The following is a 23,519-nucleotide window of genomic DNA, read 5'->3' on the forward strand; positions in this document are numbered from 1 at the left end:
GGTCAGCGGTCGAAGTCCAGCTCCACCTTCTCCGTCACGGGGTGGGACTGGCAGGCCAGCACATATCCCGACGCGACTTCCTCGTCCTCCAGCGCGAAGTTGCGGTCCATCCGTATCTCGCCGGACACCAGGAACGCGCGGCAGGTGCCACAGACGCCGCCCTTGCAGGCGTACGGAGCGTCGGCACGGTTGCGCAGCACCGCCTCCAGCAGCGATTCGCCGTCCAGGACCGGCCAACTGCCTGCCCGGCCGTCCAGGGTCGCGGTCACGGTGCTGTGCGCGGGGGCACGACGGGACAGTACGGCGTCCGCAGTGCTCCCCGTGCCCGTGGTCTCGGCTATGTGGAAGATCTCTTCGTGGATACGGCCGCGCGGGACCTGGAGGCCGCGCAGGGCACGTTCCGCGGACTGGACGAGGCCATACGGGCCGCACAGATACCAGCCGTCGATCGATCCGACGGGCAGCAGGGCGGGCAGCAGCTCCCGCAGTCGCGCCTCGTCCAGCCGGCCGGACGGCAGGCCCGACTGCTGTTCCTCGCGGGAGAGGACGGAGACCAGCTGGAAGCGGTCCGGATAGCGGTCCTTCAGGTCGGCGACCTCCTCCAGGAACATGGTCGAGGCCGCCGTACGGTCGCTGCGGATCAGGCAGAAGCGGGCGTCCGGCTCCCGGTCCAGCAGCGTCGCGGCGATGGACAGCACCGGGGTGATGCCGCTGCCGCCGACGATGCCCACGAAGCGCCCGGGGCGGGGCTCCAGCACGAACCGGCCGGCCGGTGCCATGACCTCGACCGTGTCACCGACGGCCAGTTCCTTGAGCGCGTACGTGGAGAACTCGCCGTCCTCCACCAGCCGGATGCCCACCCGCAGCCGGGGGGCGTCCTCGCACGCCGGGGTGCAGATCGAGTACGTACGGCGGATCTCCCGGCCGTCCACCGTGCGGCGCACCGCGATGTGCTGGCCCGGGACGTGCCGGAAGGTCCGGCGCAGCTCGGGCGGCACCTGGAAGGTGACGGCGACGGCGTCGTCCGTGAGCCGTTCGATTTCCTCGACCCGGAGCGGGTGGAACATCACAACTCCTTGAAGTGGTCGAACGGTTCCCGGCAGGACTCGCAGCGGCGCAGCGCCTTGCAGGCGGTGGAGGAGAAGCGGCTGAGCAGGGTGGTGTCGGTCGATCCGCAGTGCGGGCAGCGGATCGCCAGGGCCACCGGCACCGGTCCACCGGCGGCCGGCCCGGTGGGACGTGGCGGGGCTATGCCGAACTCGGCCAGTTTGCGGCGGCCCTCGGCCGTGATCGCGTCGGTCGTCCACGGCGGGCTGAGGACCGTCCGCACCTCGACCTGGGCGATGCCGTGGTCGTGGAGGACGCGCTCTATGTCGGCGGACATCGCTTCGATGGCGGGACAGCCGGTGTACGTCGGCGTCAGATCGACCTCCACCTGGCCGGGGCCGGTCATCCGCACCTCGCGCAGGACCCCCAGCTCGGCCAGCGTCACCACCGGCAGCTCCGGGTCGGGCACGGAACCGGCCAGTTCGCGCAGGCGCTCTTCGAGGGGGGTGGTCACCATGACGCCCCCGGGTGACTGCGGTGCAGATGCTGCATCTCGGCCAGCATCCGGCCGAACGGCTCGGTGTGCAGCCCCTGGCGCCCGGCTCCCGCGGTCCAGGCACCGCGGCTCGGGCCCTGGGGGACAGTGAGGGTGGCGCGGGTGAGGACGGAGGCGATGCGCGTGATCCAGTCGTCGTGCAGGGCGGTCAGGTCCAGGTCCAGCCCCACGACCGGTTCGAAGAGCTCGCCGGTGAAGCGCCACAGGGCGTCCAGGCCGCGCTGCATGCGCTCGTGGCTCTGCTCGGTGCCGTCCCCGAGGCGCAGGGTCCACTGCTCGGCGTGGTCACGGTGGTAGGCGACTTCCTTGACCGCCTTGGCGGCGAGCGGGGCCAGGGGGCCGTTGCCGGCGGCCAGCCGGCCGTACAGCAGCTCCTGATACGTGGAGAAGTACAGCTGGCGGGCGATGGTGTGGGCGAAGTCGCCGTTGGGCTGCTCGACGAGCTGGCAGTTGCGGAAGGAGCGCTCCTCGCGCAGATACGCCAGTTCGTCCTCGTCGCCGACGAGGGAGAGCAGGACGCGGGCCTGGCCGAGGAGGTCCAGCGCGATGTTGGCGAGCGCCACTTCTTCTTCGAGGACGGGGGCGTGCCCGGCCCACTCCCCCAGCCGGTGGGAGAGGACGAGGGCGTCGTCACCGAGGGCCAGCGCCGGGGCAGCGGCGGCGACGTCCCGGGCGAGGGAGCCCGCGGGGGCGGGGGCCGCGGTGCTGTCGGCGGCGGCCGGGGCCGATGCGGTCGGTACGGGCTTCACAGGTGCTGCACCCCCTCCGGGATCTCGTAGAACGTCGGGTGGCGGTAGGGCTTGTCGGCGGCCGGTTCGAAGAAGGAGTCCTTCTCGTCCGGGGAGGAGGCGGAGACCGCGGTGGAGGGGACCACCCAGATCGAGACGCCTTCGGAGCGCCGGGTGTAGAGGTCGCGGGCGTTGCGCAGGGCCATCTCGGCGTCCGGGGCGTGCAGGCTGCCGGCGTGGGTGTGCGACAGACCGCGCCGGCTGCGGACGAAGACCTCCCACAGGGGCCAGTCGGTGGGGCCTGCCGGAGCTCCGGCGGTCGCGCCCGGGGCCGTGGCAGTCGGGCCAGAGCCCGGCGAGCCCGTTTCCGGCAGGCTCTCGGGGAGCGCATCGCCTCCGGTGCCGTTCGTGGTCATCGGTTTCCCTCCCCGTGCTTGGCCGCGTACGCCGCCGCGGCGTCGCGCACCCAGGCGCCGTCCTCGTGGGCCCGGCGGCGCTGGTCGATGCGCTGTTCGTTGCAAGGGCCGTTGCCCTTGAGGACCTCGCGGAACTCGTTCCAGTCGATGGGGCCGAAGTCCCAGTGGCCGCGCTGCTCGTTCCACACCAGGTCCGGGTCCGGGAGCGTGAGGCTGAGGGCCTCGGCCTGGGGGACGCAGATGTCCACGAAGCGCTGGCGCAGCTCGTCGTTGGAATGCCGCTTGATCTTCCAGGCCATGGACTGCGCGGAGTGCGCCGATTCGTCGTCGGGCGGGCCGAACATCATCAGCGACGGCCACCACCAGCGGTCCACCGCGTCCTGTGCCATGGCGTGCTGGGCGTCCGTGCCGCGGCTCAGGGCGAGCAGGAGCTCGTAGCCCTGGCGCTGGTGGAAGGACTCCTCCTTGCAGACGCGGACCATGGCGCGGGCGTAGGGGCCGTACGAGCAGCGACAGAGCGGGACCTGGTTGGTGATCGCGGCGCCGTCCACCAGCCAGCCGATGGCTCCGACGTCGGCCCAGGTCAGGGTCGGGTAGTTGAAGATGGAGGAGTACTTCTGGCGGCCGGAGTGCAGCTTGCCGAGCAGGTCGTCGCGGCTCGCGCCGAGGGTCTCGGCGGCGCTGTACAGATACAGGCCGTGACCCGCTTCGTCCTGCACCTTCGCCATCAGGATCGCCTTGCGGCGCAGGGACGGCGCGCGAGTGATCCAGTTCGCCTCCGGCTGCATGCCGATGATCTCGGAGTGGGCGTGCTGCGCTATCTGGCGCACCAGTGACGAGCGGTAGCCGTCCGGCATCCAGTCGCGCGGCTCGATGCGCTCGTCCGCGGCCACGGCCGCCTCGAAACCGGCCTCCAGGGCCGCAAGGGACTCGGTGTCCGGCGCGATCGTCGTCATGTGATCCCCCTAGCTCCCGACCGACCGATCGTTCGGTTCAATGGTGTGGTGCGGCGCACGGGGTGTCAAGCCTGTGGATAACTCGGGGAAGGGTGTGCCGGGTGGGGCTGCCTAGGTACGGTTCCGGGGCGGTGAAAAGCCGCTCGGGAACTGGGAACGGGGCAGGAATGCAGCCATACGGGGACGAATCGCGGCCACCCGCCGCGCTCTCGCTGCCGTCACGCATCGTGATCACCGCGGCGGCCGGCGCCGTCGCACTGGCCGTCGCGGTCCATCTGGCGATGATGTTCCTGCACGTCGCCCCGTCGAACACGCTGAGCAAGCAGCACGGCGAGCTGATCAACGACTACGTGTTCCCGGAGTACGAGCAGAACTGGAAGCTGTTCGCGCCCAACCCGCTCCAGCAGAACATCGCGGTACAGGCCCGCGCCCAGCTGCGGACGAAGGCCGGTGACCGGCTGACCACCGGCTGGACCGACCTGTCCGCGGTCGACGGCCGGGCGCTGCTGCACAACCCCGTACCGAGCCACACCCAGCAGAACGAGCTGCGTCGCGCCTGGGAGTACTACCTGAACACCCATGACGCGCAGAACCGCGCCTCCGGGCTGCGCGGCGAGCTGGCCGAGCAGTACGTCCGGCGGATCGCCATGCAGCGCATGAGCGGGCAGTGGGCGCAGCGCGGCACGGTCGAGCAGGTGCAGGTGCGTTCGATGACGACGGTCGTCAGCCCGCCGCCGTGGAGCACGGAGAAGATCAGCGACAAGCCCAGGTACCGCGAGGTGCCCTGGTGGCCGGTCACCGCAGCCGACCTGCCCGAAGGAGCGACGATCCAGTGACAGCGCACAGGGTGCCTCCGCAGACGGCACGCGAGGCCGCGGCTGCCGGTTCCCCGGCGAAGGTGCCGGACGTGCCGGGCCCCACCGCTCCGATGGACGCGGCAGCCGCGGCGGACACCGGCTCCCCGACGACCACCGGCCGGACCGGCGCCTCGGCGGAAGCGGCCACCGTATCCACGGAAGCGGCCACCGTATCCACGGAGGTGGCCACCGTATCCACGGAGGTGGCCACCGCATCCACGGAACCGCCCACCCCCTCCGCGGAACCCACCGCGGCTACGGACCCCTCCACAAAGAGCGCCTGGCCCCCCGTCACGCCACCCCACGGACCAGACGGAACACCCGCCCCGCTCCGCACCCGCCCCGACGAGACGCGTATAGAGCGCGCCTTCGGCCAGGCGTTCCGGCGCGTCACGGGCAGTGCGCTCGCCCCGTACCAGTCCGCCGTCATCCGTATCGGGTTCGCGGCCACCTGGCTGCTCTTCCTGCTGCGGGAGTGGCCGAACCGCCAGGAGCTCTACGGGCCCAACGGTCCCTGGAGCGGCGACATGGCGCGCCGGCTCCTCGACGTCAACCAGGCGTTCTCGATCCTGACCTGGTCCGACAGCCGTGGCTGGTTCGAGCTGGTCTACGGCCTGGCGATCATCAGCAGCGCCCTGCTGCTGGTCGGCTGGCGCACCCGCACCATGTCGGTGCTGTTCATGGTGGGTGTGCTCTCGCTGCAGAACCGGAGCATCTTCATCGGGGACGGTGGCGACAACGTCATCCACCTGATGGCCATATACCTGGTGCTGACCCGCTGCGGGCAGGTGTGGTCGCTGGACGCCCGGCGCGCGGCGAAGCGGGCGCAGGGACCGGCCGGTGTGCCGGAGCGCGACATCACCGGTGTCGTGTTGTGGGCGGTCCTCGGGCTGTGTCTCGCCGCCGCCCAGGTCCTGGGCATGTCCGGCCTCAGCTGGTTCGGGCCCGGGCCGTTCCCGCAGGTGGGCTGGGGTCTGACCCTGTGGGTCCTGTGGCTCGCGCACGGCGCCTGGTGGGCGGTACGGCGGTACGCGCCCGGCGAGCCGCGCGTCGTCCTCGACATGATCGGCAAGCTGGTGCACAACGGCGCCATGCTGGTGATCGTCGTCGAGGTGTGCCTGATCTACGCCACCGCCGGCTGGTACAAGATCCAGGGTTCCCGCTGGCAGGACGGCACCGCGGTCTACTACCCGATGCACCTGGACTACTTCTCGCCCTGGCCGGAGCTGTCCCGGGTGCTCGCCGACAGCGGCCTGCTGATCATGCTGATCACCTACGGCACGGTGATCGTCCAGGTCGCCTTCCCCTTCACCCTCTTCAACCGCCGCCTGAAGAACGTGCTGCTCGTCGCGATGATCTGCGAGCACCTGTCGATCGCGTTCCTGCTGGGCCTGCCGTTCTTCTCGCTCGCGATGATCACGGCGGACGCGGTGTTCCTGCCGACGGTGTTCCTGGTCTGGCTGGGCGGCCGGTCCTCCGCCGTACGCGACCGGGTGCTGCCACGGCGTACGCGCGGTCCGGAGCGCGGGAGGCCGGCCGCGGCGGGTGTCCGCCCGGCGGACAGTTGAGATAGTGGGGAAATGATCGAGAACGGGACCTCGGACGATCCGGTACGGCGCTGGCGCGCGAGCGCCGGCGACCCCGCCTCGGTCCTCCTGGACGGCTTCCACGCCCTGAAGCACGCGCTGCGCTTCGGCGGGGCCGTGCGACAGGTGCTGACCAGCGACAAGGCCGCCCTGCTGGCGCTCGCCGACGAACTCGCCGAGGACCTGACCGGCGCCCTCGACGCGCTCGCGGAAGAGGTGCCCGCGACCGCGCTGCGCACGCTCCTGTCGAAGGTCCACCCCACAGGCGTCGCGGCCCTCGCCGTACGCCCCGACGCCGCGGCGAATCTGGCCCGGCTGCGCGCGGCGCCGCGGCCCTCTCCCGTCGTCCTGCTGGAGAACCCGCGCAACCTGGGCAACATCGGCGCGGTCGTCCGCCTGGCGGCCGGCTTCGGCGCGACCGGGGTGGTCACCACGGGCTCGCTCGACCCCTGGCACCCCAACGCGGTACGCGGCAGCGCCGGGCTGCACTTCGCGAGCGCCGTGGAGCGCCTGACACTGCCGGAGCTGCCGCCCGGCCCGGTCTACGCCCTCGACCCCGAGGGCGCGGACATCCGTACCGTCACCTTCCCCGACAACGCGATCCTGGCCTTCGGGTCCGAGCGCCAGGGCATCTCGGACGAGCTGCGGGAACGGGCGGCCGCGCTGGTCGCGGTGCCGATGCAGGCGCGGGTCTCCAGCTTCAACCTGGCCACGAGCGTGGCGATGGGGCTGTTCCACTGGATGTCCCGGGGCTCGGCGGCACCGGCCGCTCCGGCGGACGTGACCGGAGCGGCCGGTCCGGCGATCTGCTAGTTCTCCTGGGCGGGCCTGCGCACCTCCACCGTCCGGAACCGGTTCGCCACGAACGCGCCGTCGCACAGTGCCGCGTTCGCGGCCGGGTTGCCGCCCGAGCCGTGGAAGTCGGAGAAGGCGGCGGTCTGGTTCACGTACACCCCGCCGGTCAGGTTCAGCGAGAGCTGCGCGCACTCCTCCAGGCACGCCTCCTCGACCAGCTTCTCCACCTCCGCCGAGGTGGTGTACGCGCCGACCGTCATCGCGCCCTTGTCACGGACCGTGCGCCGCAGCAGGTCCACGGCGTCCGCCGCGGAGTCGACGGCCACCGCGAAGGAGACCGGGCCGAAGCACTCCGAGAGGTAGGCCGCGTCGGCGCCCGCGCCTTCCCAGAGCTTGCGAGCGCCGTCCATCTTGACCATCACGGGGGTCCGGACCGTGGCGTCCGGGAAGTCGGGGTTGGCGACCGCGCGGGAGGCCAGGGCCACCTCGCCCAGTCCCGCCGCCGCCTCGATCCGCTCCTTGACCTGCGGGTTGACGATCGCGCCCAGCAGGGCGTTGGCCCGTGCGTCGTCGCCCAGCAGCTTGTCGACCGCGGTGGCGAGGTCGCCGACCACCTCGTCGTACGACTTGGGGCCGGCATCCGTGCTGATGCCGTCGCGGGGGATGAGCAGGTTCTGCGGGGTGGTGCACATCTGGCCGCTGTACAAGGACAGGGAGAAGGCCAGGTTGCCGAGCATGCCCTTGTAGTCGTCCGTCGAGTCGATGACGACCGTGTTGACGCCGGCCTTTTCCGTGTGGACCTGGGCCTGGGGCGCGTTGGCCTCCAGCCAGTCGCCGAACTCGGTGGAGCCCGTGTAGTCGATGATGCGGACCTCGGGGCGGACCGCGAGGGTCTTGGCCAGGCCCTCGTCGGGGCGGTCCACGGCCAGGGCGACCAGGTCGGGGGAGAAGCCGGTCTCGGCCAGCACCTCACGCGCCACCCGGACGGTGAGCGCGAGCGGCAGCACGGCCCGCGGATGCGGCTTGACCAGGACCGGGTTGCCGGTGGCCAGGGAGGCGAACAGGCCCGGGTAGCCGTTCCACGTCGGGAAGGTGTTGCAGCCGACCAGCAGGGCGACGCCGCGGGGCACGGCCTTGAAGGTCTTGGTCAGCTCCAGGGGATCGCGCTTGCCCTGCGGCTTGGACCACGCGGCCTCGCCCGGGGTGCGGGTCTGCTCCTCGTAGGCGTACGCGACGGCCTCCAGGCCGCGGTCCTGCGCATGCGGCCCGCCCGCCTGGAACGCCATCATGAACGCCTGGCCGCTGGTGTGCATCACGGCCTGCGCGAACTCATGGGTGCGCGCGCTGATCCGCGACAGGATCTCCAGGCACACCAGGGCCCTGACCTGCGGACCGGCGTCGCGCCACGCGGGCATCGCGGCACGCATGGCGGGCAGCAGCACGTCCGGGTCCGGGTGCGGATAGCTGATGTCCAACGCGATCCCGTACGGGGAGACTTCGGCGCCCGTCCAGTCGTCCGTGCCGGGCTGGTCCAGGTCGAACCGCTTGCCGCGCAGGGCCTCGAAGGCGGCCTCGCCGTCCGCCGCGGCGGTCTCGCCGTACGCCTTCGGGTGCTCCGGGTGCGGGGACCAGTACGCCCGGCTGCGGATCGCCTCCAGCGCCTGGTCGAGCGTCGTGCGGTGCTTTTCGAGCAGCTGTGCTGCGGTCAGTTCGGCGGCCATCGAAGACCAACTCCTCGTCGGGCGGGGCTGGGGCCTGCCGGCACGGGTCACCCGCCCCCACGGGCGCGGACGCCACGCCGGGGAAGCGACGCCGCTTCACGGACAGGTCCGAGGACAGGGCTGGGAACACATTCGGCGACGGGGCTAGAGTAACCGAACGATCGGTCGGGGCAAGAGGGTCCGGCGAACCTGTGGACAACTCCGTCGGGAGGATCAGCCGTCATGACAGCCATCGAAGCGGGACGCACCGTCGCGGTCGTCGGCACGGGCACCATGGGCCAGGGAATCGCGCAGGTCGCGCTGGTCGGGGGCCATCCGGTCCGGCTCTACGACGCCCTGCCGGGGCGGGCCGCGGAGGCCGCCGAGTCGATCGGGCGCCGCCTGGACCGCCTGGTGGAGAAGGGCAAGCTGCCGCCCGCTGAGCGCGCGGCGGCCCGCGCGTGCCTCCTTCCCGCCACCACGCTTCCCGAACTCGCCGACGCGGCACTCGTCATCGAGGCGATCGTGGAGGAACTGAGCGCCAAGCGGGCGCTGTTCGCCGCCCTGGAGGACGTGGTCGGCGAGGACTGCCTGCTGGCCACGAACACCTCGTCCCTGTCCGTCACGGCCGTCGCGGGCGCGCTGCGCCTCCCCGGGCGCTTCGTCGGCCTGCACTTCTTCAACCCGGCGCCGCTGCTGCCCCTCGTCGAGGTCGTCAGCGGCTTCGCGACGGACGAGGCGGCGGCCACCACCGCGTACGAGACGGCCGCGGCCTGGGGCAAGTCCCCCGTACGCAGCGCCGACACGCCCGGATTCATCGTCAACCGCATCGCCCGCCCCTTCTACGCCGAGGCCCTGCGCGTGTACGAGGAGCGGGCCGCGGAACCGGCCACCATCGACGCCGTGCTGCGCGAGTCCGGCGGCTTCCGTATGGGGCCCTTCGAGCTGATGGACCTCATCGGGCAGGACGTGAACGAGGCCGTCACACGCTCGGTGTGGGAGGGCTTCTTCCGCGACCCGAAGTTCACGCCCTCCCTGGCGCAGCGGCGCCTCGTGGAGGCCGGACTGCTGGGGCGCAAGGCGGGACGGGGCTGGTACGACTACGCCGAGGGCGCCGCCGGGCAGCTGCCGCACACCGCGGAGCCGTGCCCCGCGCCGGCCGCGGTGGCGGTGCACACCCGGCTCGCCGGGCCCGCCGCCGTCCTCCAGGAGCTGATGGAGGAAGCCGGCATCAAGGTCACCACGGAGCGCACACCAGGGGAGCACGAGGGCTGCATCCGGTTGCCGGGCGGCGCGCGCCTGGCCCTGACCGACGGCCACCCCGCCACGGGTGACACGACCGGGCCGACCGTCCGCTTCGACCTGGCGCTGGACTACCGGACCGCGACCCGCGTCGCTCTCGCGCCCGGAGCGGAGGCGGCACCTCAGGACGTACGGGAGGCGGTGGGCCTCTTCCAGGCGCTCGGCAAGAAGGTCAGCGTCATCGAGGACGTACCCGGCATGATCGTCGCCCGTACGGTCGCGATGATCGTGGACTTCGCCGCGGACGCCGAGGCGCGCGGGGTGGCGAGCCGGGAGGACATCGACACGGCCATGCGGCTGGGCGTGAACTACCCTGGCGGCCCCTCCGAGTGGGCCGCGCGCCTCGGCCGTCACTGGCTGTGGAACCTCCTGAACACCCTGCACCACCAGTACGCCAACGGGCGCTACGGCCCCTCCTGGGCCCTGCGGCGCAGTTTGACCCCGGACCACGGGATGCTTCAATCATGACCATGGCCAAGCGCGACACCTACACGCCCGATTCGCTGCTCGCGGTCGCCGTCGAGGTGTTCAACGAGCGCGGGTACGACGGCACCTCCATGGAGCACCTCTCCCGGGCGGCCGGCATCTCCAAGTCCTCGATCTACCACCACGTGCGCAGCAAGGAAGAGCTGCTGCACCGCGCCATAAGCCGGGCGCTGGACGGGCTCTTCGGGGTCCTCCAGGAGCCCGGGGCGCGTACGGGGCGGGCCATCGAGCGCCTGGAGTACGTGACCCGGCGCGAGACGGAAGTCCTGATGGAGGAGCTGCCGTACGTGACGCTGCTGCTGCGGGTGCGCGGCAACACGGACACGGAGCGCTGGGCCATGGAGCGCCGGCGGGAGTTCGACGGCGAGGTCACCGAACTGCTCAAGCAGGCCGCGGCCGACGGCGACCTGCGCCCGGACGTGGACGTCCGGCTCGCGACCCGGCTGCTCTTCGGCATGGTCAATTCGATCGTGGAGTGGTACCGGCCGGGCCGGGGCGGCTCGGCGACCAGCGAAGAGGTGGCGGACGCCGTGGTGCGGACGGCTTTCGCGGGGTTGCGGAAGTAGCCCCGCGGCAGAGTCGCGGGCCCGGCGGAAGCGCCCGTCCTAGCCCTGCTCGGCCCCCAGGTCGGTCTCCTCGAAGACGAGCAGCGTGCGGGTGCTGAGCACCTCCGGGATCGACTGGATGCGGGTGAGGACCAGTTCCCGCAGCTCCTGGTTGTCCTTGGTGTGCACCAGCAGCAGGACGTCGAAATCGCCGCTGACCAGGGCGATGTGCGCGGCCCCCGGAAGCGCGGTGAGCTGGGCGCGCACCGTCCGCCAGGAGTTCTGCACGATCTTGAGCGTGACGTACGCGGAGGCGCCCTGACCGGCCCGTTCCTGGTCGATGCGGGCGCTGAAGCCGCGGATCACACCGTCGTCGATCAACCGGTTGATCCGCGCGTAGGCGTTGGCGCGCGAGACGTGTACACGCTCGGCGACGGAGCGTATCGAGGCCCGTCCGTCGGTCTGGAGCATGCTCAGGATCGCGCGGTCGATGGTGTCCAAGGGGCGTGCGGGGCGGTGTCCTCCGCTGCTGGCCATCTGTTCGTCCGGCATACCGCCTCGCCTCCCCTTCGTGGACGCACTGCCCTCATCACAGGCTGTGGAGAACCGATTGTCCACAGGCTGAGCCCGCGTGTAGCCAAAATGTGCCGACGACCGAACAATCGGTAGGTACGGGCCGCCGCCCGCCCCATCGCATTGCTTACCCGCCCGTCGCCCTTCACCGCCTTCGGCGAGGAGATCGGCGCCACTCTTTCCGAAGTTCAAGGAGGTGCTCGCCATGACGGTTCTCGAACAGCGCGGCAGCAGCAGGAGCGAGAACCACCGGCCCGCTCCGCCGCCCGCCTGGCGCCCCCGCGTCGACCCCGCGCCCCTCCTGCCCGACGCGGAGCCGTACCGGCTGCTGGGCACGGACGCCGCCGGCCGGATCGACGCCGGGCTGCTGACGGAGCTGTACGGGCACCTGGTGCGTGGCCGCCGGTACAACGCCCAGGCCACGGCCCTGACACGACAGGGCAGGCTGGCGGTGTACCCGTCCTCCACCGGCCAGGAGGCGTGCCAGGTCGCCGCCGCGCTGGCGCTGAAGGAGCGGGACTGGCTCTTCCCCAGTTACCGGGACACCCTCGCCGCCGTGGCCCGCGGGCTCGACCCCGTTCAGGCCCTCACCCTCCTGAGGGGCGACTGGCACACGGGATACGACCCGCGCGAGCACCGCATCGCACCGCTGTGCACCCCGCTGGCCACCCAACTCCCGCACGCGGTGGGCCTCGCGCGCGCCGCGCGCCTGAAGGGGGACGACGTGGTCGCGCTGGCCCTGGTCGGTGACGGCGGCACGAGCGAGGGCGATTTCCACGAGGCGCTGAACTTCGCCGCGGTGTGGCAGGCCCCGGTGGTCTTCCTCGTGCAGAACAACGGCTTCGCGATCTCCGTGCCGCTCGCCAAGCAGTCGGCCGCGCCGTCCCTGGCCCACAAGGCGGTCGGGTACGGCATGCCGGGCCGCCTGGTGGACGGCAACGACGCGCCCGCGCTCCACGAGGTCCTCACCGAGGCGGTGGAGCGGGCGCGCCGGGGCGGTGGCCCGACGCTCGTGGAGGCGCTGACGTACCGCATGGAGGCGCACACCAACGCCGACGACGCCACCCGCTACCGCACCGACGCCGAGGTCGAGCAGTGGCGCGGCCACGACCCGATAGCCCTGGTGGAGCGCGAGTTGACGGAGCGCGGGCTGCTCTCGGACGACTTCGCGCGGCAGGTGCGGGACGGCGCCGAGAAGCTGGCCGCCGGCCTCCGGGACCGGATGAACCAGGACCCCGCGCTGGACCCGATGGACCTGTTCGCCCACATCTACGCGGAGCCCACCGGCCAGTTGAAGGAGCAGGCGGCGCAGCTGCGGGCCGAGTTGGAGGCGGAGGCCGCGGGCACCGAGGAGAGCGCGTCCGCCGGGGGCGCGCAGGACACGAACGGGGAGGCACGGCCATGACGGCGACCGTCACGGAGAGCGGGCGCAAGCCCGTCAGCATGGCGCAGGCGCTGAACCGGGCGCTGCGCGACGCGATGGCCGACGATCCGGCCGTCCATGTGATGGGCGAGGACGTGGGCGAGCTGGGCGGGGTCTTCCGGATCACCGACGGCCTGTCGAAGGAGTTCGGCGAGGAGCGCTGCGGCGACACGCCGCTCGCCGAGGCGGGCATCCTCGGCACGGCGGTCGGCATGGCCATGTACGGGCTGCGGCCGGTCGTGGAGATGCAGTTCGACGCCTTCGCGTACCCCGGCTTCGAGCAGCTGATCAGCCATGTCTCGCGGATGCGCAACCGTACCCGGGGCGCGATGCCGCTGCCGCTGACCATCCGCGTCCCGTATGGCGGCGGGATCGGCGGGGTGGAGCACCACAGCGACTCCTCGGAGGCGTACTACCTGGCCACCCCCGGCCTCCAGGTCGTCACCCCGGCCACGGTCGCCGACGCGTACGGGCTGCTGCGGGCCGCCATCGCCTCCGACGACCCGGTGGTCTTCCTGGAGCCGAAGCGGCTGTACTGGTCGCGAGCCGACTGGTCCCCCGACGACCCGGCGCCGGTGGCCCCGCTGGGGCGCGCGGAGGTCCGGCGGACCGGCCGCAGCGCCACGCTCATCACGTACGGGCCGTCGCTGCCGGTCTGTATGGAGGCCGCCGAGGCGGCCACGGCGGAGGGCTGGGACCTGGAAGTCGTCGATCTGCGCTCGCTGCTGCCCTTCGACGACGAGACGGTCTGTGCCTCGGTGCGCCGTACGGGGCGCGCGGTCGTCGTGCACGAGGCCAGCGGTTTCGGCGGGCCCGGCGGGGAGATGGCCGCGCGGATCACCGAGCGCTGTTTCCACCACCTGGAAGCCCCGGTGCTGCGGGTCGCGGGTTTCGACATCCCGTATCCGCCGCCGATGCTGGAGCGACACCACCTGCCCGGCGTGGACCGGATCCTGGACACCGTGGGCCGCCTCCAGTGGGAGTCGGACTGGACCGAGGGGAGCGGTGACTGATGGCCGTGGTCCGTGAGTTCACCCTGCCCGACCTCGGCGAAGGCCTCACCGAGGCGACGGTCGTGCGGTGGCTGGTCGAGGTCGGCGAGGTGGTCGCCGTGGACCAGCCGGTGGTCGAGGTGGAGACCGCCAAGGCGCTGGTGGACGTGCCGTGTCCGTACGGAGGCGTGGTCACCGCGCGGTTCGGCGACGAAGGCGCGGAACTGCCCGTCGGATCGCCGCTGCTGACGGTGGCGGTCGGTGCCACCGCACCGGCGGAGCAGGGAGCAGGAGGTGACCGGGCGCCCGCGGAGGGGATGGGCGACGCGGACGCCGGGGCCCGTGCGGCAGCGCCGGACGCACCGTCCCGCGAGGGGGGCGGCGCGGAGACGGGCGGCGCGGCCGAGGGGTCGGGGAACGTGCTCGTCGGGTACGGCACGAGCGCCGCGGCCGCGCGTCGGCGCCGGGTGCGCCCGGCGGGGAAGGCGGAGGCTGCGGAGCGTTCCTCCGAGGTGGCTGAGGAGGGGGTGGACGCAGGGCCTGGGGGTGGTAGGCCTCGCGCCGGGGTGACCGGGGGTGGGGAGTCCCGCGCCGGGGTGCCCGGGTCCGGGTCGTCTTCCGGTGGGCCAGAGGCCGGCGTGGCGAGTGGGCAAGGGCGTGGGGTGGAGGGGCCGGTGCCGGTCATTTCTCCGTTGGTGCGGCGACTGGCGCGGGAACACGGCCTGGACCTGCGGGAGATACGGGGGTCGGGCCCGGAGGGGCTGATCCTGCGTACGGATGTGGAGCGGGCGGTACGCGCCCGGAGCGCGGCGGGAGCGGGCGCCGGGGCCGCGGCGGAGGCCGGCATGGCGACGGCGGGGCCGGGGCATGCGTCCGGCCTGCTCGTCGGGGCGCCGGGGGCCGCTGAGGTGGTGGGGGCGTCCGGTGCCTCCAGTACGGGTGGTGCCTCCGGTACGGCCGGTGTGGAGAGCGGATTCGTGGCGTACGGCGGGCTTCCCCGGGAGGCCGAGCGGATACCGCTGCGGGGTATGCGCGGGGCCGCGGCCGAGAAGTTCCGGCGCAGCCGGCAGGAGATCCCCGACGCGACGTGCTGGGTGGACGCCGACGCGACGGAACTGCTCACCGCCCGGCGGGAGATGAACGCGGCCGACGGCGCGAAGGTCTCGCTGCTCGCACTGCTGGCGCGTATCTGTACGGCGGCGCTCGCCCGGTTCCCGCAGCTCAACGCGACCGTCGACACGGCGGCCAACGAGGTCGTGCGGCTGCCCGCCGTACACCTGGGCTTCGCGGCGCAGACCGAGCGCGGGCTGGTGGTGCCGGTCGTACGGGACGCGCACCGCCGCACCGCCGAGGGGCTGACCGCCGAGATGGCCCGGCTCACCGAGGCCGCGCGGGCCGGTTCGCTGAGCCTCGCCGAGCTGACGCACGGGACCTTCACCCTGAACAACTACGGCGTCTTCGGTGTCGACGGCTCCACGCCGATCATCAACCATCCCGAAGCGGCCATGCTGGGAGTGGGCCGAATAACGGCGAAGCCGTGGGTGCACGAGGGAGAGTTGGCCGTACGCCAGGTCGTACAGCTGTCGCTCACCTTCGACCACCGGGTGTGCGACGGCGGGGTCGCGGGCGGGTTCCTGCGGTTCGTGGCGGACTGTGTGGAGCGGCCGGCGGTGTTGTTGCGCACGGTGTGAGCGGGCCCGGTCGGTGATCGGTGCGGTGACGGCGGTGGTGCGCGGTGGTGATCGGTGCGGTCCCGGCGATACTCGTGGAGTGACCGACCAGCAGCCCGCTCAGGACCGGGGCCCGCGTGCGGACGACAGCGCGGAGCGCGATCCCGCACGGTCCGATCCGGCCCGGCCCGATCCGGCCCGGACCGAGCCCTCACGGTCCGATCCGGCCCGGACCGAGCCCTCACGGCCCGATCGCGTCCCAGGTGATCGCACCCGGTCCGATCGTCCCCGGGGCGATCACACCGTGGTCGGTTCCGCGTCGGCCGGTTCCGTCGTGCCGGGTCCCGTTGCGCACGGCGCTGCCGCGTCCCTTCCCGGCGGCACCGGTACGGCGTACGACGTCGTCGTGCCGGCCGGGGGTGCCGCGCGGCGGCTCGGCGGGGTGGACAAGCCGGGGCTGTCCGTCGGGGGGCGCTCGCTCCTGGACCGGGTGCTCGATGCTTGTCCGGACGCGGTGACCGCCGTGGTCGTCGGTCCGCCGCGGCCCACCGTGCGGCCGGTCGTCCAGGCCCGTGAGGACCCGCCCGGCGGCGGCCCGCTCGCCGCGCTGGAAGCGGGACTGCGGCACACCACCGCCCCGGTCGTCCTCGTCCTCTCCGCCGACCTGCCGTTCCTGACGGGCGCGACGGTACGGGCCCTGCTCGCGGGGGCCGCGGGGGCCGACGGCGCGCTGCTGCGGGACGCGGAGGGCAAGGACCAGCCGCTGGTCGCCGCGTACCGGGCCGAGCCGCTGCGGCATGCGCTGGACGCCGTACGGGCCGAACGCGGCACGCTCGCCGGGCTGCCGTTGCGTGCCCTGCTGACGCGGCTGTCACTGCGCCGGGTGCCCGACCCGACGGCCACCGCCTCCTTCGACTGCGACACCTGGGAGGACATCGAAGCGGCACGCGCCCGTATCAGGGAGCATGGAACCGTGTTGGACGAATGGATCACCGCAGCCAAAGCCGAACTGGGCATCGAACTCGATGTGGACACGGCGGCCCTCCTCGACCTCGCGCGCGACGCGGCGCACGGTGTGGCGCGGCCGGCGGCGCCGCTGACCACCTTCCTGGTCGGTTACGCCGCCGCCCAGCAGGGCCGGGACGTGTCCGCGCTGGCCGACAAGGTGGCCGCGCTGGCCAACCGCTGGGCCGCGGAGGCCGCCGAGAACGCCGACGCCACGCCGGAGGCCGCGCCCGAGGCCAAGCCGAAAGCGAAGCCGGCGGAATGACGGACGGGGAGTTCGACGACGCGTTGGCGCTGGCCAACGGCGGTTCCATCGTGCCGCCGCGGCCCGACGCACACCGGGCCCCGGGTCGCCGCACCGACGACCACCGTGCCCGGGGCCTCGGTGACGGGCACACGTCGGCCGTGGGCGGCGACGGGCACACACCGGTACCGGGCGGAGACGGCCATGCGCCCGCACCAGGCGGCGACCGCTCGGGGCCGTATCCCGGCCATGACGCCACACCGGCCCCCGACGGCGGTTCCGTACGGGCCCATGGCAGCAACGGCCCCGCACCCGCTCCCGGGCACGACGGCTCCGCGGCACTCCCCGGTGAGGGGCATGCCTTGGACTCCGGCCCAGGTGAGGGGCACGTCTCGGCCTCCGGCCCCGGTGAGAGGCACGCCTCGGCCGCCGACGCTCACACGCCGGTCTTCGGAGACCCTCACACGCCGGTCTTCGCCGACCGTCACGAGCCGGCCTTCGACGACGGTTACGCGTGGATCTTCGACGACCGGGAGCCGATCCGCTCCACCGGCCGGTCCGGTAAGGCGCCGACGGCCGGTACGGGCCTGGACGCCGACTCCCGCCTCGGGCCTTACACCCCGTGGGACGCCGCCCCGACCCCGGCGCAGGCGCCGGACGAGCCGTCGTCCGCAACCGGCGGCCCCGCCGAACCCCGTCCCCCACACCCCTCCCACACGCCACCCCCACCCCACACACCACCCCCACCCCACACACCACCCCCGCCACGCCCCGCCGGAGCCGCGGCCGGCAACGAGCCGCCGCCCCGGCCATCGTCCACACCCCCGCCCGGCCCGCTGCCCGCACCGGCGTCCACATCACCGCCCTCCATGACGGACACCCCCGGCCCCGCCCGCCACCCCCAGGGCCCGCACCACCACGGCCGCCGCACCCAGCACGACCGTCCCGCGCCCACCCCGTGGCGTACGGCCCGCGGGCTCGCCGCGCGTGCTCCGCGGGGCCCGCTGCCGCCGGTCGCCTGCCCGCTCGGCGGCGCGGCCCTCGGGCGTACCCTCGCCGAGCCGCTGACCGCGCTCACCGACCTGCCGTCCTTCGACACCTCCGCGATGGACGGCTGGGCGGTGGCCGGGCCCGGCCCCTGGCACCTCGCCGCCCGCACCGGTCCGGACGGCCACGAGCACGGCATCCTGGCCGGTCACGAGCCGTCCGGTGCCGTCGCCGACGGCGACGCGGTGCCGATCGCCACCGGCGCCCGCATCCCGCCCGGTGCCACGGCCGTGCTGCGCAGTGAACACGGCGAGGTACGGCGGCGGCCGGACGGCGGCGCGCAGTTGTACGCGCCCGCTCCCGTGCCGCCCGGCCAGGACATCCGGCCGCGCGGCCAGGAGTGCCGCCGCGGCGAACAACTCCTGCCCGCGGGCGCCGTGGTGACGCCGGCCGTGCTCGGTCTGGCCGCGGCGGCCGGGTACGACGAGCTGGTCGCGTACGCCCGGCCGCGGGTGGAAGTCCTCGTCCTTGGAGACGAGTTGCTGCACGCCGGGCTGCCCGCCGAGGGCCGTATCCGGGATGCGCTCGGCCCGATGATCGCGCCCTGGCTGCGCGCGCTGGGCGCGGACGCCGGGGCGCCCCGGCACCTCGGCGACGATGCCGACGCGCTGTACGACGCCCTCGCGTCCTCGACCGCCGACCTGGTGATCACCACGGGCGGTACGGCGTCCGGGCCCGTCGACCATGTGCATCCCACGTTGCGCAGGATGGGGGCGGAGGTGCTGGTGGACGGCGTGGCGGTACGCCCCGGGCACCCCATGCTCCTCGCCCGTCTCACCCCCGCCCGGCTCCTCGTCGGGCTGCCCGGCAACCCGCTCGCCGCCGTGTCGGGGCTGCTGACCCTGGCGGAGCCGGTGCTGCGCACGCTCGCCGCGCGCCGCCGGTTCCCCGCCTACCGGGCGCCGCTGACCGCCGCCGTGTCGGGGCACCCGCACGACACGCGGCTCGTCCCGGTCGCCTTCCGGGAGGGGGCGGCCGATGACGGGGACGGCGGCGCGGTCGTACCGCTGCGCTTCAGCGGCCCCGCCATGCTGCGCGGCATCGCGGCGGCCGACGCGATGGCCGTCGTACCGCCCGGCGGCGCGGCGCGCGGCGTCGACGTCGAACTCCTCGACCTGCCCTGGACCGGCGACGGTGCGGCGGACGCGGTGGCGGACTGGACGGCCGGCGTACCGGACGACTCCGGCCCAGGCCCCCACGCCGACCCCGCCCCCGCTCCGGCCGCCCCCACCACCCCGTCCCCCTGCTCGAACGTTTCCCCCACCGACCTGACCGGCGGAGGCGCCGAGTGAAGCTGCCCACCCACGACGCCGCGGCCCGTGAGGTCCCGGAGGACTTCAGCCACCGCGTCGTGCTGCCCCGCCGCGCCCCCGTCGCCCCGCTGCGCCAGGTCGTGCGCCGGCTGATGATGGCCCTGCTGGTGCTCGTCGCGACGGTGGCCATCGTCTGGATCGACCGCGACGAGTACCACGACAACGCCAACGGCTCCGTCGACTTCCTCGACTGCGTCTACTACGCCACCGTCACGCTCTCCACCACCGGTTACGGCGACATCGTCCCGTACGGGGACGGCGCGCGGCTGCTCAACATCCTGCTCATCACGCCCCTCCGGGTCCTCTTCCTGATCATCCTGGTCGGCACCACTCTCGAAGTCCTCACCGAGCGCACCCGCGAGCAGTGGCAACTGAACCGCTGGAGAAACGCCTTGCGCGACCACACCGTCATCGTCGGCTTCGGTACCAAGGGCCGGTCCGCGGCCCAGACCCTGCGCGCGACGGGCCTGACCCGCGACCGCATCGTCATCGTCGACCCCAGCCCCAAGGTCATCGACACGGCGGTGGCCGAGGGCTTCGCGGGCGTGGTCGGGGACGCGACGCGCAGCGACGTCCTCGTACGGGCCGAGATCCAGCGCGCCCGCCAGGTCGTCATCGCCACCCAGCGCGACGACACCGCCGTCCTCGTCTCGCTCACCGCCCGCCAGCTCAACAAGAAGGCCAACATCGTCGCGGCCGTACGGGAGGAGGAGAACGCGCCGCTGCTGCGCCAGTCCGGCGCGGACATGGTCATCACCTCGGCCAGCGCCGCGGGCCGCCTGCTGGGCCTGTCGGTGCACAGCCCCAGCGCCGGTACGGTCCTGGAGGACCTGATCCAGCAGGGCAGCGGCCTGGACCTGATCGAGCGCCCGGTGGTGAAGGCCGAGGTCGGCAAGTCGGTACGGGAGACCGACGACCTGATCGTCTCGGTGCTGCGCGGCCACCGGCTGCTCGGGTACGACGATCCGGCGGCCAGCCCGTTGCAGGCCGCCGACCGGGTGATCACCATCGTGCGGGCGGCGCCCCCGGAGGAGCCGGACGGACCGGCCAGGCCCGGCACGAAGCCGATGATCCCCGGCACGGGGGTCTCCCCGATGGCACCCGCCCGCCGGGACGACTAGGTCGTGTCTTTTGGATCAGCCGGGTCCAGGACGATCCGAAAGACACGGCCTAGCGCGCGGAGACGGCCCGGCCACCACCGTTCGCGGGCGTTCACGGGCGTGCGGAGGCGGCCCGGCCCCCACCTCCGTACGCCGCGCCCCGGGGGCGAGTAGCCTCGCGGCCATGCGTGCGATCACCATTCCCGAACCCGGCGGCCCCGACGCCCTCGTATGGGCCGAGGTGCCCGATCCGCAACCGTCCGAAGGGGAGGTCCTGGTCGAGGTGGCGGCCACCGCCGTGAACCGTGCCGACCTCCTCCAGCGCCAGGGCTTCTACGACCCGCCGCCCGGCGCGCCCCCGTACCCCGGCCTGGAGTGCGCCGGCCGGATCAAGGCCCTCGGCCCGGGGGTCAGCGGCTGGTCGGTCGGCGACGAGGTGTGCGCGCTGCTCGCGGGCGGCGGGTACGCGGAGCAGGTCGTCGTCCCCGCGGGCCAGCTGCTGCCGGTGCCGAAGGGCCTCGACGCGGCCGCCGCCGCGGCGCTGCCCGAGGTGACGTGCACCGTCTGGTCGAACGTCTTCATGATCGCGCACCTGCGGCCCGGTGAGACGCTGCTCGTGCACGGCGGCTCCAGCGGCATCGGCACGATGGCGATCCAGCTGGCCAAGGCGGTCGGCGCGCGGGTCGCGGTCACCGCGGGCAGCGCCGACAAGCTGGCGCGCTGCGCCGAACTGGGCGCCGACATCCTGATCAACTACCGGGAGCAGGACTTCGTGGAGGAGGTGCGCAAGGCCACCGACGGCAAGGGCGCGGACGTCATCCTGGACATCATGGGGGCCAAGTACCTCGACCCGAACGTCAAGGCGCTGGCCGTCAACGGGCGGCTCGCGATCATCGGCCTCCAGGGCGGCGCCAAGGGCGAGTTGAACCTCGGCGCGCTGCTCACCAAGCGGGGCGCGGTCACCGCGACGTCGCTGCGCGGCCGTCCGCTGGCCGAGAAGGCGGCGATCGTCGCGGCGGTACGGGAACACGTCTGGCCGCTGATCGAGAACGGCCGGGTCCGGCCGATCGTGGACCGTACGCTGCCGATGCGGGAGGCGCCCGAGGCTCACCGGATCGTGGACGCCAGCAGCCACGTGGGCAAGGTCGTGCTGTCGGTCTGACCCCGGCTCGTGGGGGCGCGGCGCGGTGGTGCCACCACCCGGGACACCACCGCGCGCCGCCCGCCACCAACCGGACGCGCCGCTCCGTCACCGCACCGACAGGCCGGTCCGCCACCGTCCGTGTGCAGGCCCCACACCCCCGCTCCGCCCGAGATGCCGGGCCCCTCCCCTCGTGTGAGGCTGAGGAGATCAGGGCGACCACTCCGCAGGTACGGGAGGTCATGAGCGTGGCATCGGAACGCGTGACCCCGGAATGTGCGGCCTCGGAACGTGTGCCCCCGGAATCCGTCACTCCGGCCTCTGTGCTCCCGCCGTCCGCGACCACGGCAGCGGACCGGCAGCGCCGCCCCCGCTTCTCCCGGCCCCGGCCGCGCATCGTGGCCTGCCTGCTGCTGGCCACCGCCCTGCTGCCCCTCCCGTCCGCCACAGCGGCCTTGGCCACCCCGCTCGAGGGCGTCCTGAAGGGCAGCACCGCGGGTCGGGCCCGTACGTACCCGGACGGCTACCGGGCGGCCAACCGCCCGGACGGCAACCAGCCCCCCGCCCGCCCGGACGGTCGCAACCGCCCGGACGACCCCGACCGCCGGGAGCCGCCGGGCCACAGCCAAGCTCCCGGCTCCCCGGCCGGCACCGCCCCCGCCCCCGCCGACGCCTCTCCCATCGACCCCCTCGACGTCCTGGGCCGGCTCATCCCGATCGGTCCCGTGCTCCCGTCCTCCTCCGCCGGCGATCACGCCCACCCGGCCCGCCCGCCGGCGCCCGGCCGTACCGCCCCGCACGACTCCTCGGCCGGTGCGGGTCCGCAGAACGGCGACGCGTCCCGGCCCCCGTCCCCCGCGGCGTCTCCCGAGCGCCCTGGGACGGCCTCTCCCGCTCCCGCGCCGTCCCGCCGGGGTGATCTGGCCGGGCGGCTCGCCAACCGGCCCTACGTGCCGCTGCCGCCCCTCCAGGCGCCTGCCTCGTCGGCGGCCCCGGCCCGGCCGCACGGCCCCTCCCGTTACGCGCCCGGCGCGGTGCCCGGCGCCGCCTCCGCCACGACGCGCACCCCGCACACCGCGGCCGACCAGGGCAACGGTGTCCACCGGGTGCTGCCGCTGGGCGCGGGCATGGCCCTGACCGGTCTCGGGCTGGGCTTCATCGCCTTGCGGCTGAGACGCTCCTGAACCGGTCCGCCGTCCCGTCCGCACCCCCGCGCCGAGGCCCCCGCAAAGCTCACCCCAAAGCTCATGCCCCTCCGGAGGTTGGATCACCTTTCTCCCAGGGCACAACCGTTCCTAGTCAGCTGTACGAGAGAATGGCGGCATGGATATGCCGATGAACGAACGGTCGCAGGAGAGCCCGCACGTCCTGGTTGTCGGCCCGGACGGGATGGCTCTCGGCAGCGCCGGCTCCGGTGGCGGGGACGGCGACGACGAGTCCCGCGAGGTTCCCGTGACGGACATGGTGGAACAGCCCGCGAAGGTCATGCGCATCGGCAGCATGATCAAGCAGCTTCTCGAAGAGGTGAAGGCCGCGCCGCTGGACGAGGCGAGCCGGGTCCGCCTGAAGGAGATCCACTCCAGCTCGGTCAAGGAGCTGGAGGACGGCCTGGCGCCCGAGCTGGTCGAGGAGCTGGAGCGGCTGTCGCTGCCGTTCACCGACGACTCGGTGCCCACGGACGCGGAACTGCGCATTGCCCAGGCCCAGTTGGTCGGCTGGCTGGAGGGGCTCTTCCACGGCATCCAGACCGCGCTGTTCGCCCAGCAGATGGCGGCCCGCGCCCAGTTGGAGCAGATGCGCCGCGCGCTGCCGCCCGGCGCGGTGCCGGCCGATGACCTGGACCAGGCCAAGCCCGGCCAGGGCGGCGCCCGCTCCGGTCCGTACCTTTAACCGACCCACCACCTGCCGCACCCGCCACCACAAGAGGGCCCGCCGCGCACCCCGCGCGCCGGGCCCCTCTTCATGTCTTCATGCCGCGCCCGGCCGCGGCACGGCCACCGGAGCGCCGGTCCTACGAACGGCCACCGGAGCGCCGGT

General features: G+C 73.4%; 21 protein-coding genes. 14 read left to right on the forward strand and 7 right to left on the reverse strand.

The window, feature by feature from the left end:
- Nucleotides 1–2 precede the first annotated feature (2 nt).
- From ACH4FX_RS07770 to paaA, 5 genes are read right to left on the reverse strand one after another with little or no spacing between them, the layout of a single operon-like run.
- On the reverse strand, nucleotides 3–1,067 hold the full coding sequence (locus tag ACH4FX_RS07770; protein ID WP_398476197.1) for a 2Fe-2S iron-sulfur cluster-binding protein: 1,065 nt from the start codon (nucleotides 1,065–1,067) through the stop codon (nucleotides 3–5).
- Nucleotides 1,067–1,564 (reverse strand): 1,2-phenylacetyl-CoA epoxidase subunit PaaD, encoded by a 498-nt coding sequence (gene paaD / locus ACH4FX_RS07775; RefSeq protein WP_398476199.1) that lies wholly within the window; start codon nucleotides 1,562–1,564, stop codon nucleotides 1,067–1,069. Before paaD ends, ACH4FX_RS07770 begins: the two co-directional genes overlap by 1 nt.
- Nucleotides 1,558–2,352 carry a 1,2-phenylacetyl-CoA epoxidase subunit PaaC gene (gene paaC / locus ACH4FX_RS07780; RefSeq protein WP_398476201.1) on the reverse strand — a complete coding sequence of 265 codons (795 nt, stop codon included), beginning with the start codon at nucleotides 2,350–2,352 and terminating at the stop codon, nucleotides 1,558–1,560. Before paaC ends, paaD begins: the two co-directional genes overlap by 7 nt.
- Entirely contained in the window at nucleotides 2,349–2,747 is a 399-nt protein-coding gene (gene paaB / locus ACH4FX_RS07785; RefSeq protein ID WP_398476203.1) for a 1,2-phenylacetyl-CoA epoxidase subunit PaaB, read from the reverse strand. Before paaB ends, paaC begins: the two co-directional genes overlap by 4 nt.
- Nucleotides 2,744–3,703, reverse strand: a complete 960-nt coding sequence (paaA, locus tag ACH4FX_RS07790) for a 1,2-phenylacetyl-CoA epoxidase subunit PaaA (RefSeq protein WP_398476205.1) — start codon at nucleotides 3,701–3,703, stop codon at nucleotides 2,744–2,746. The genes paaB and paaA overlap by 4 nt, the downstream gene beginning before the upstream one ends.
- Before the next feature lie 167 nt (nucleotides 3,704–3,870).
- Between paaA and ACH4FX_RS07795 the strand changes: the two genes are divergently transcribed.
- Genes ACH4FX_RS07795 through ACH4FX_RS07805 form a run of 3 tightly spaced genes read left to right on the forward strand, consistent with a single transcriptional unit; the run spans nucleotide 3,871 to nucleotide 6,959 of the window.
- Nucleotides 3,871–4,539 (forward strand): DUF5819 family protein, encoded by a 669-nt coding sequence (locus ACH4FX_RS07795; protein WP_398476207.1) that lies wholly within the window; start codon nucleotides 3,871–3,873, stop codon nucleotides 4,537–4,539.
- Nucleotides 4,536–6,128, forward strand: a complete 1,593-nt coding sequence (locus ACH4FX_RS07800) for an HTTM domain-containing protein (protein ID WP_398476209.1) — start codon at nucleotides 4,536–4,538, stop codon at nucleotides 6,126–6,128. Before ACH4FX_RS07795 ends, ACH4FX_RS07800 begins: the two co-directional genes overlap by 4 nt.
- A gap of 12 nt (nucleotides 6,129–6,140) precedes the next feature.
- A complete protein-coding gene (locus ACH4FX_RS07805; protein ID WP_398476211.1) occupies nucleotides 6,141–6,959 on the forward strand; it encodes a TrmH family RNA methyltransferase in 819 nt (272 codons plus the stop codon).
- On the opposite strand, the gene paaN is transcribed toward ACH4FX_RS07805, so the two are convergent.
- Nucleotides 6,956–8,662 carry a phenylacetic acid degradation protein PaaN gene (gene paaN, locus ACH4FX_RS07810; protein ID WP_398476213.1) on the reverse strand — a complete coding sequence of 569 codons (1,707 nt, stop codon included), beginning with the start codon at nucleotides 8,660–8,662 and terminating at the stop codon, nucleotides 6,956–6,958. The two genes, ACH4FX_RS07805 and paaN, sit on opposite strands and share 4 nt — an antisense overlap.
- 222 nt (nucleotides 8,663–8,884) lie before the next feature.
- Between paaN and ACH4FX_RS07815 the strand changes: the two genes are divergently transcribed.
- Nucleotides 8,885–10,411 (forward strand): 3-hydroxyacyl-CoA dehydrogenase, encoded by a 1,527-nt coding sequence (locus ACH4FX_RS07815; RefSeq protein ID WP_398476215.1) that lies wholly within the window; start codon nucleotides 8,885–8,887, stop codon nucleotides 10,409–10,411.
- The gene (locus tag ACH4FX_RS07820; RefSeq protein WP_398476217.1) at nucleotides 10,408–10,995 is read left to right on the forward strand and encodes a TetR/AcrR family transcriptional regulator; all 588 of its coding nucleotides are present in this window, start codon (nucleotides 10,408–10,410) and stop codon (nucleotides 10,993–10,995) included. The genes ACH4FX_RS07815 and ACH4FX_RS07820 overlap by 4 nt, the downstream gene beginning before the upstream one ends.
- A 39-nt stretch (nucleotides 10,996–11,034) precedes the next feature.
- Here ACH4FX_RS07820 and ACH4FX_RS07825 read toward each other — a convergent pair whose 3' ends face one another.
- Nucleotides 11,035–11,526 (reverse strand): Lrp/AsnC family transcriptional regulator, encoded by a 492-nt coding sequence (locus ACH4FX_RS07825; protein WP_398476219.1) that lies wholly within the window; start codon nucleotides 11,524–11,526, stop codon nucleotides 11,035–11,037.
- Between the two features lie 226 nt (nucleotides 11,527–11,752).
- On the opposite strand from ACH4FX_RS07825, the gene pdhA reads away from it, so the two are divergent.
- The 9 genes from pdhA to ACH4FX_RS07870 all read left to right on the forward strand — a co-directional run bounded on the left by pdhA (nucleotide 11,753) and on the right by ACH4FX_RS07870 (nucleotide 23,372).
- Complete coding sequence (gene pdhA / locus ACH4FX_RS07830; protein ID WP_398476221.1) at nucleotides 11,753–12,952, forward strand: pyruvate dehydrogenase (acetyl-transferring) E1 component subunit alpha; 1,200 nt, start codon at nucleotides 11,753–11,755, stop codon at nucleotides 12,950–12,952.
- Nucleotides 12,949–13,983 (forward strand): alpha-ketoacid dehydrogenase subunit beta, encoded by a 1,035-nt coding sequence (locus ACH4FX_RS07835; RefSeq protein ID WP_398476223.1) that lies wholly within the window; start codon nucleotides 12,949–12,951, stop codon nucleotides 13,981–13,983. The genes pdhA and ACH4FX_RS07835 overlap by 4 nt, the downstream gene beginning before the upstream one ends.
- Nucleotides 13,983–15,653, forward strand: a complete 1,671-nt coding sequence (locus ACH4FX_RS07840) for a dihydrolipoamide acetyltransferase family protein (RefSeq protein WP_398476225.1) — start codon at nucleotides 13,983–13,985, stop codon at nucleotides 15,651–15,653. The genes ACH4FX_RS07835 and ACH4FX_RS07840 overlap by 1 nt, the downstream gene beginning before the upstream one ends.
- Before the next feature lie 313 nt (nucleotides 15,654–15,966).
- Entirely contained in the window at nucleotides 15,967–16,902 is a 936-nt protein-coding gene (locus tag ACH4FX_RS07845) for an NTP transferase domain-containing protein (RefSeq protein WP_398476227.1), read from the forward strand.
- 566 nt (nucleotides 16,903–17,468) lie between these two features.
- Nucleotides 17,469–19,220 carry a molybdopterin molybdotransferase MoeA gene (locus tag ACH4FX_RS07850; RefSeq protein WP_398476423.1) on the forward strand — a complete coding sequence of 584 codons (1,752 nt, stop codon included), beginning with the start codon at nucleotides 17,469–17,471 and terminating at the stop codon, nucleotides 19,218–19,220.
- Complete coding sequence (locus ACH4FX_RS07855; RefSeq protein WP_398476229.1) at nucleotides 19,217–20,362, forward strand: potassium channel family protein; 1,146 nt, start codon at nucleotides 19,217–19,219, stop codon at nucleotides 20,360–20,362. The genes ACH4FX_RS07850 and ACH4FX_RS07855 overlap by 4 nt, the downstream gene beginning before the upstream one ends.
- Before the next feature lie 163 nt (nucleotides 20,363–20,525).
- Nucleotides 20,526–21,503, forward strand: a complete 978-nt coding sequence (locus tag ACH4FX_RS07860) for an NAD(P)H-quinone oxidoreductase (protein ID WP_398476231.1) — start codon at nucleotides 20,526–20,528, stop codon at nucleotides 21,501–21,503.
- 302 nt (nucleotides 21,504–21,805) lie between these two features.
- On the forward strand, nucleotides 21,806–22,666 hold the full coding sequence (locus ACH4FX_RS07865) for a hypothetical protein (RefSeq protein WP_398476233.1): 861 nt from the start codon (nucleotides 21,806–21,808) through the stop codon (nucleotides 22,664–22,666).
- Nucleotides 22,667–22,805: 139 nt separating this feature from the next.
- Nucleotides 22,806–23,372, forward strand: coding sequence for a bacterial proteasome activator family protein (locus tag ACH4FX_RS07870; protein ID WP_398476235.1), 567 nt, complete (start codon nucleotides 22,806–22,808; stop codon nucleotides 23,370–23,372).
- The last annotated feature ends 147 nt before the right edge of the window (nucleotides 23,373–23,519 follow it).

This window comes from Streptomyces sp. NPDC018019 (genome assembly GCF_044327805.1).
Taxonomy (GTDB): domain Bacteria; phylum Actinomycetota; class Actinomycetes; order Streptomycetales; family Streptomycetaceae; genus Streptomyces.

What these genes read in the sequence shown, in the direction of transcription:
- ACH4FX_RS07835 (WP_398476223.1), top strand. Translation starts at nt 12,949, where the DNA reads ATGACGGCGACCGTCACGGAGAGCGGGCGCAAGCCCGTCAGCATGGCG.
- ACH4FX_RS07860 (WP_398476231.1), top strand. Translation starts at nt 20,526, where the DNA reads ATGCGTGCGATCACCATTCCCGAACCCGGCGGCCCCGACGCCCTCGTA.
- paaN (WP_398476213.1), bottom strand. Translation starts at nt 8,662, where the DNA reads ATGGCCGCCGAACTGACCGCAGCACAGCTGCTCGAAAAGCACCGCACG.
- paaD (WP_398476199.1), bottom strand. Translation starts at nt 1,564, where the DNA reads ATGGTGACCACCCCCCTCGAAGAGCGCCTGCGCGAACTGGCCGGTTCC.
- paaB (WP_398476203.1), bottom strand. Translation starts at nt 2,747, where the DNA reads ATGACCACGAACGGCACCGGAGGCGATGCGCTCCCCGAGAGCCTGCCG.
- ACH4FX_RS07815 (WP_398476215.1), top strand. Translation starts at nt 8,885, where the DNA reads ATGACAGCCATCGAAGCGGGACGCACCGTCGCGGTCGTCGGCACGGGC.
- ACH4FX_RS07870 (WP_398476235.1), top strand. Translation starts at nt 22,806, where the DNA reads ATGGATATGCCGATGAACGAACGGTCGCAGGAGAGCCCGCACGTCCTG.
- ACH4FX_RS07805 (WP_398476211.1), top strand. Translation starts at nt 6,141, where the DNA reads ATGATCGAGAACGGGACCTCGGACGATCCGGTACGGCGCTGGCGCGCG.
- ACH4FX_RS07840 (WP_398476225.1), top strand. Translation starts at nt 13,983, where the DNA reads ATGGCCGTGGTCCGTGAGTTCACCCTGCCCGACCTCGGCGAAGGCCTC.
- pdhA (WP_398476221.1), top strand. Translation starts at nt 11,753, where the DNA reads ATGACGGTTCTCGAACAGCGCGGCAGCAGCAGGAGCGAGAACCACCGG.
- ACH4FX_RS07795 (WP_398476207.1), top strand. Translation starts at nt 3,871, where the DNA reads ATGCAGCCATACGGGGACGAATCGCGGCCACCCGCCGCGCTCTCGCTG.
- ACH4FX_RS07825 (WP_398476219.1), bottom strand. Translation starts at nt 11,526, where the DNA reads ATGCCGGACGAACAGATGGCCAGCAGCGGAGGACACCGCCCCGCACGC.
- ACH4FX_RS07770 (WP_398476197.1), bottom strand. Translation starts at nt 1,067, where the DNA reads ATGTTCCACCCGCTCCGGGTCGAGGAAATCGAACGGCTCACGGACGAC.
- ACH4FX_RS07820 (WP_398476217.1), top strand. Translation starts at nt 10,408, where the DNA reads ATGACCATGGCCAAGCGCGACACCTACACGCCCGATTCGCTGCTCGCG.
- paaA (WP_398476205.1), bottom strand. Translation starts at nt 3,703, where the DNA reads ATGACGACGATCGCGCCGGACACCGAGTCCCTTGCGGCCCTGGAGGCC.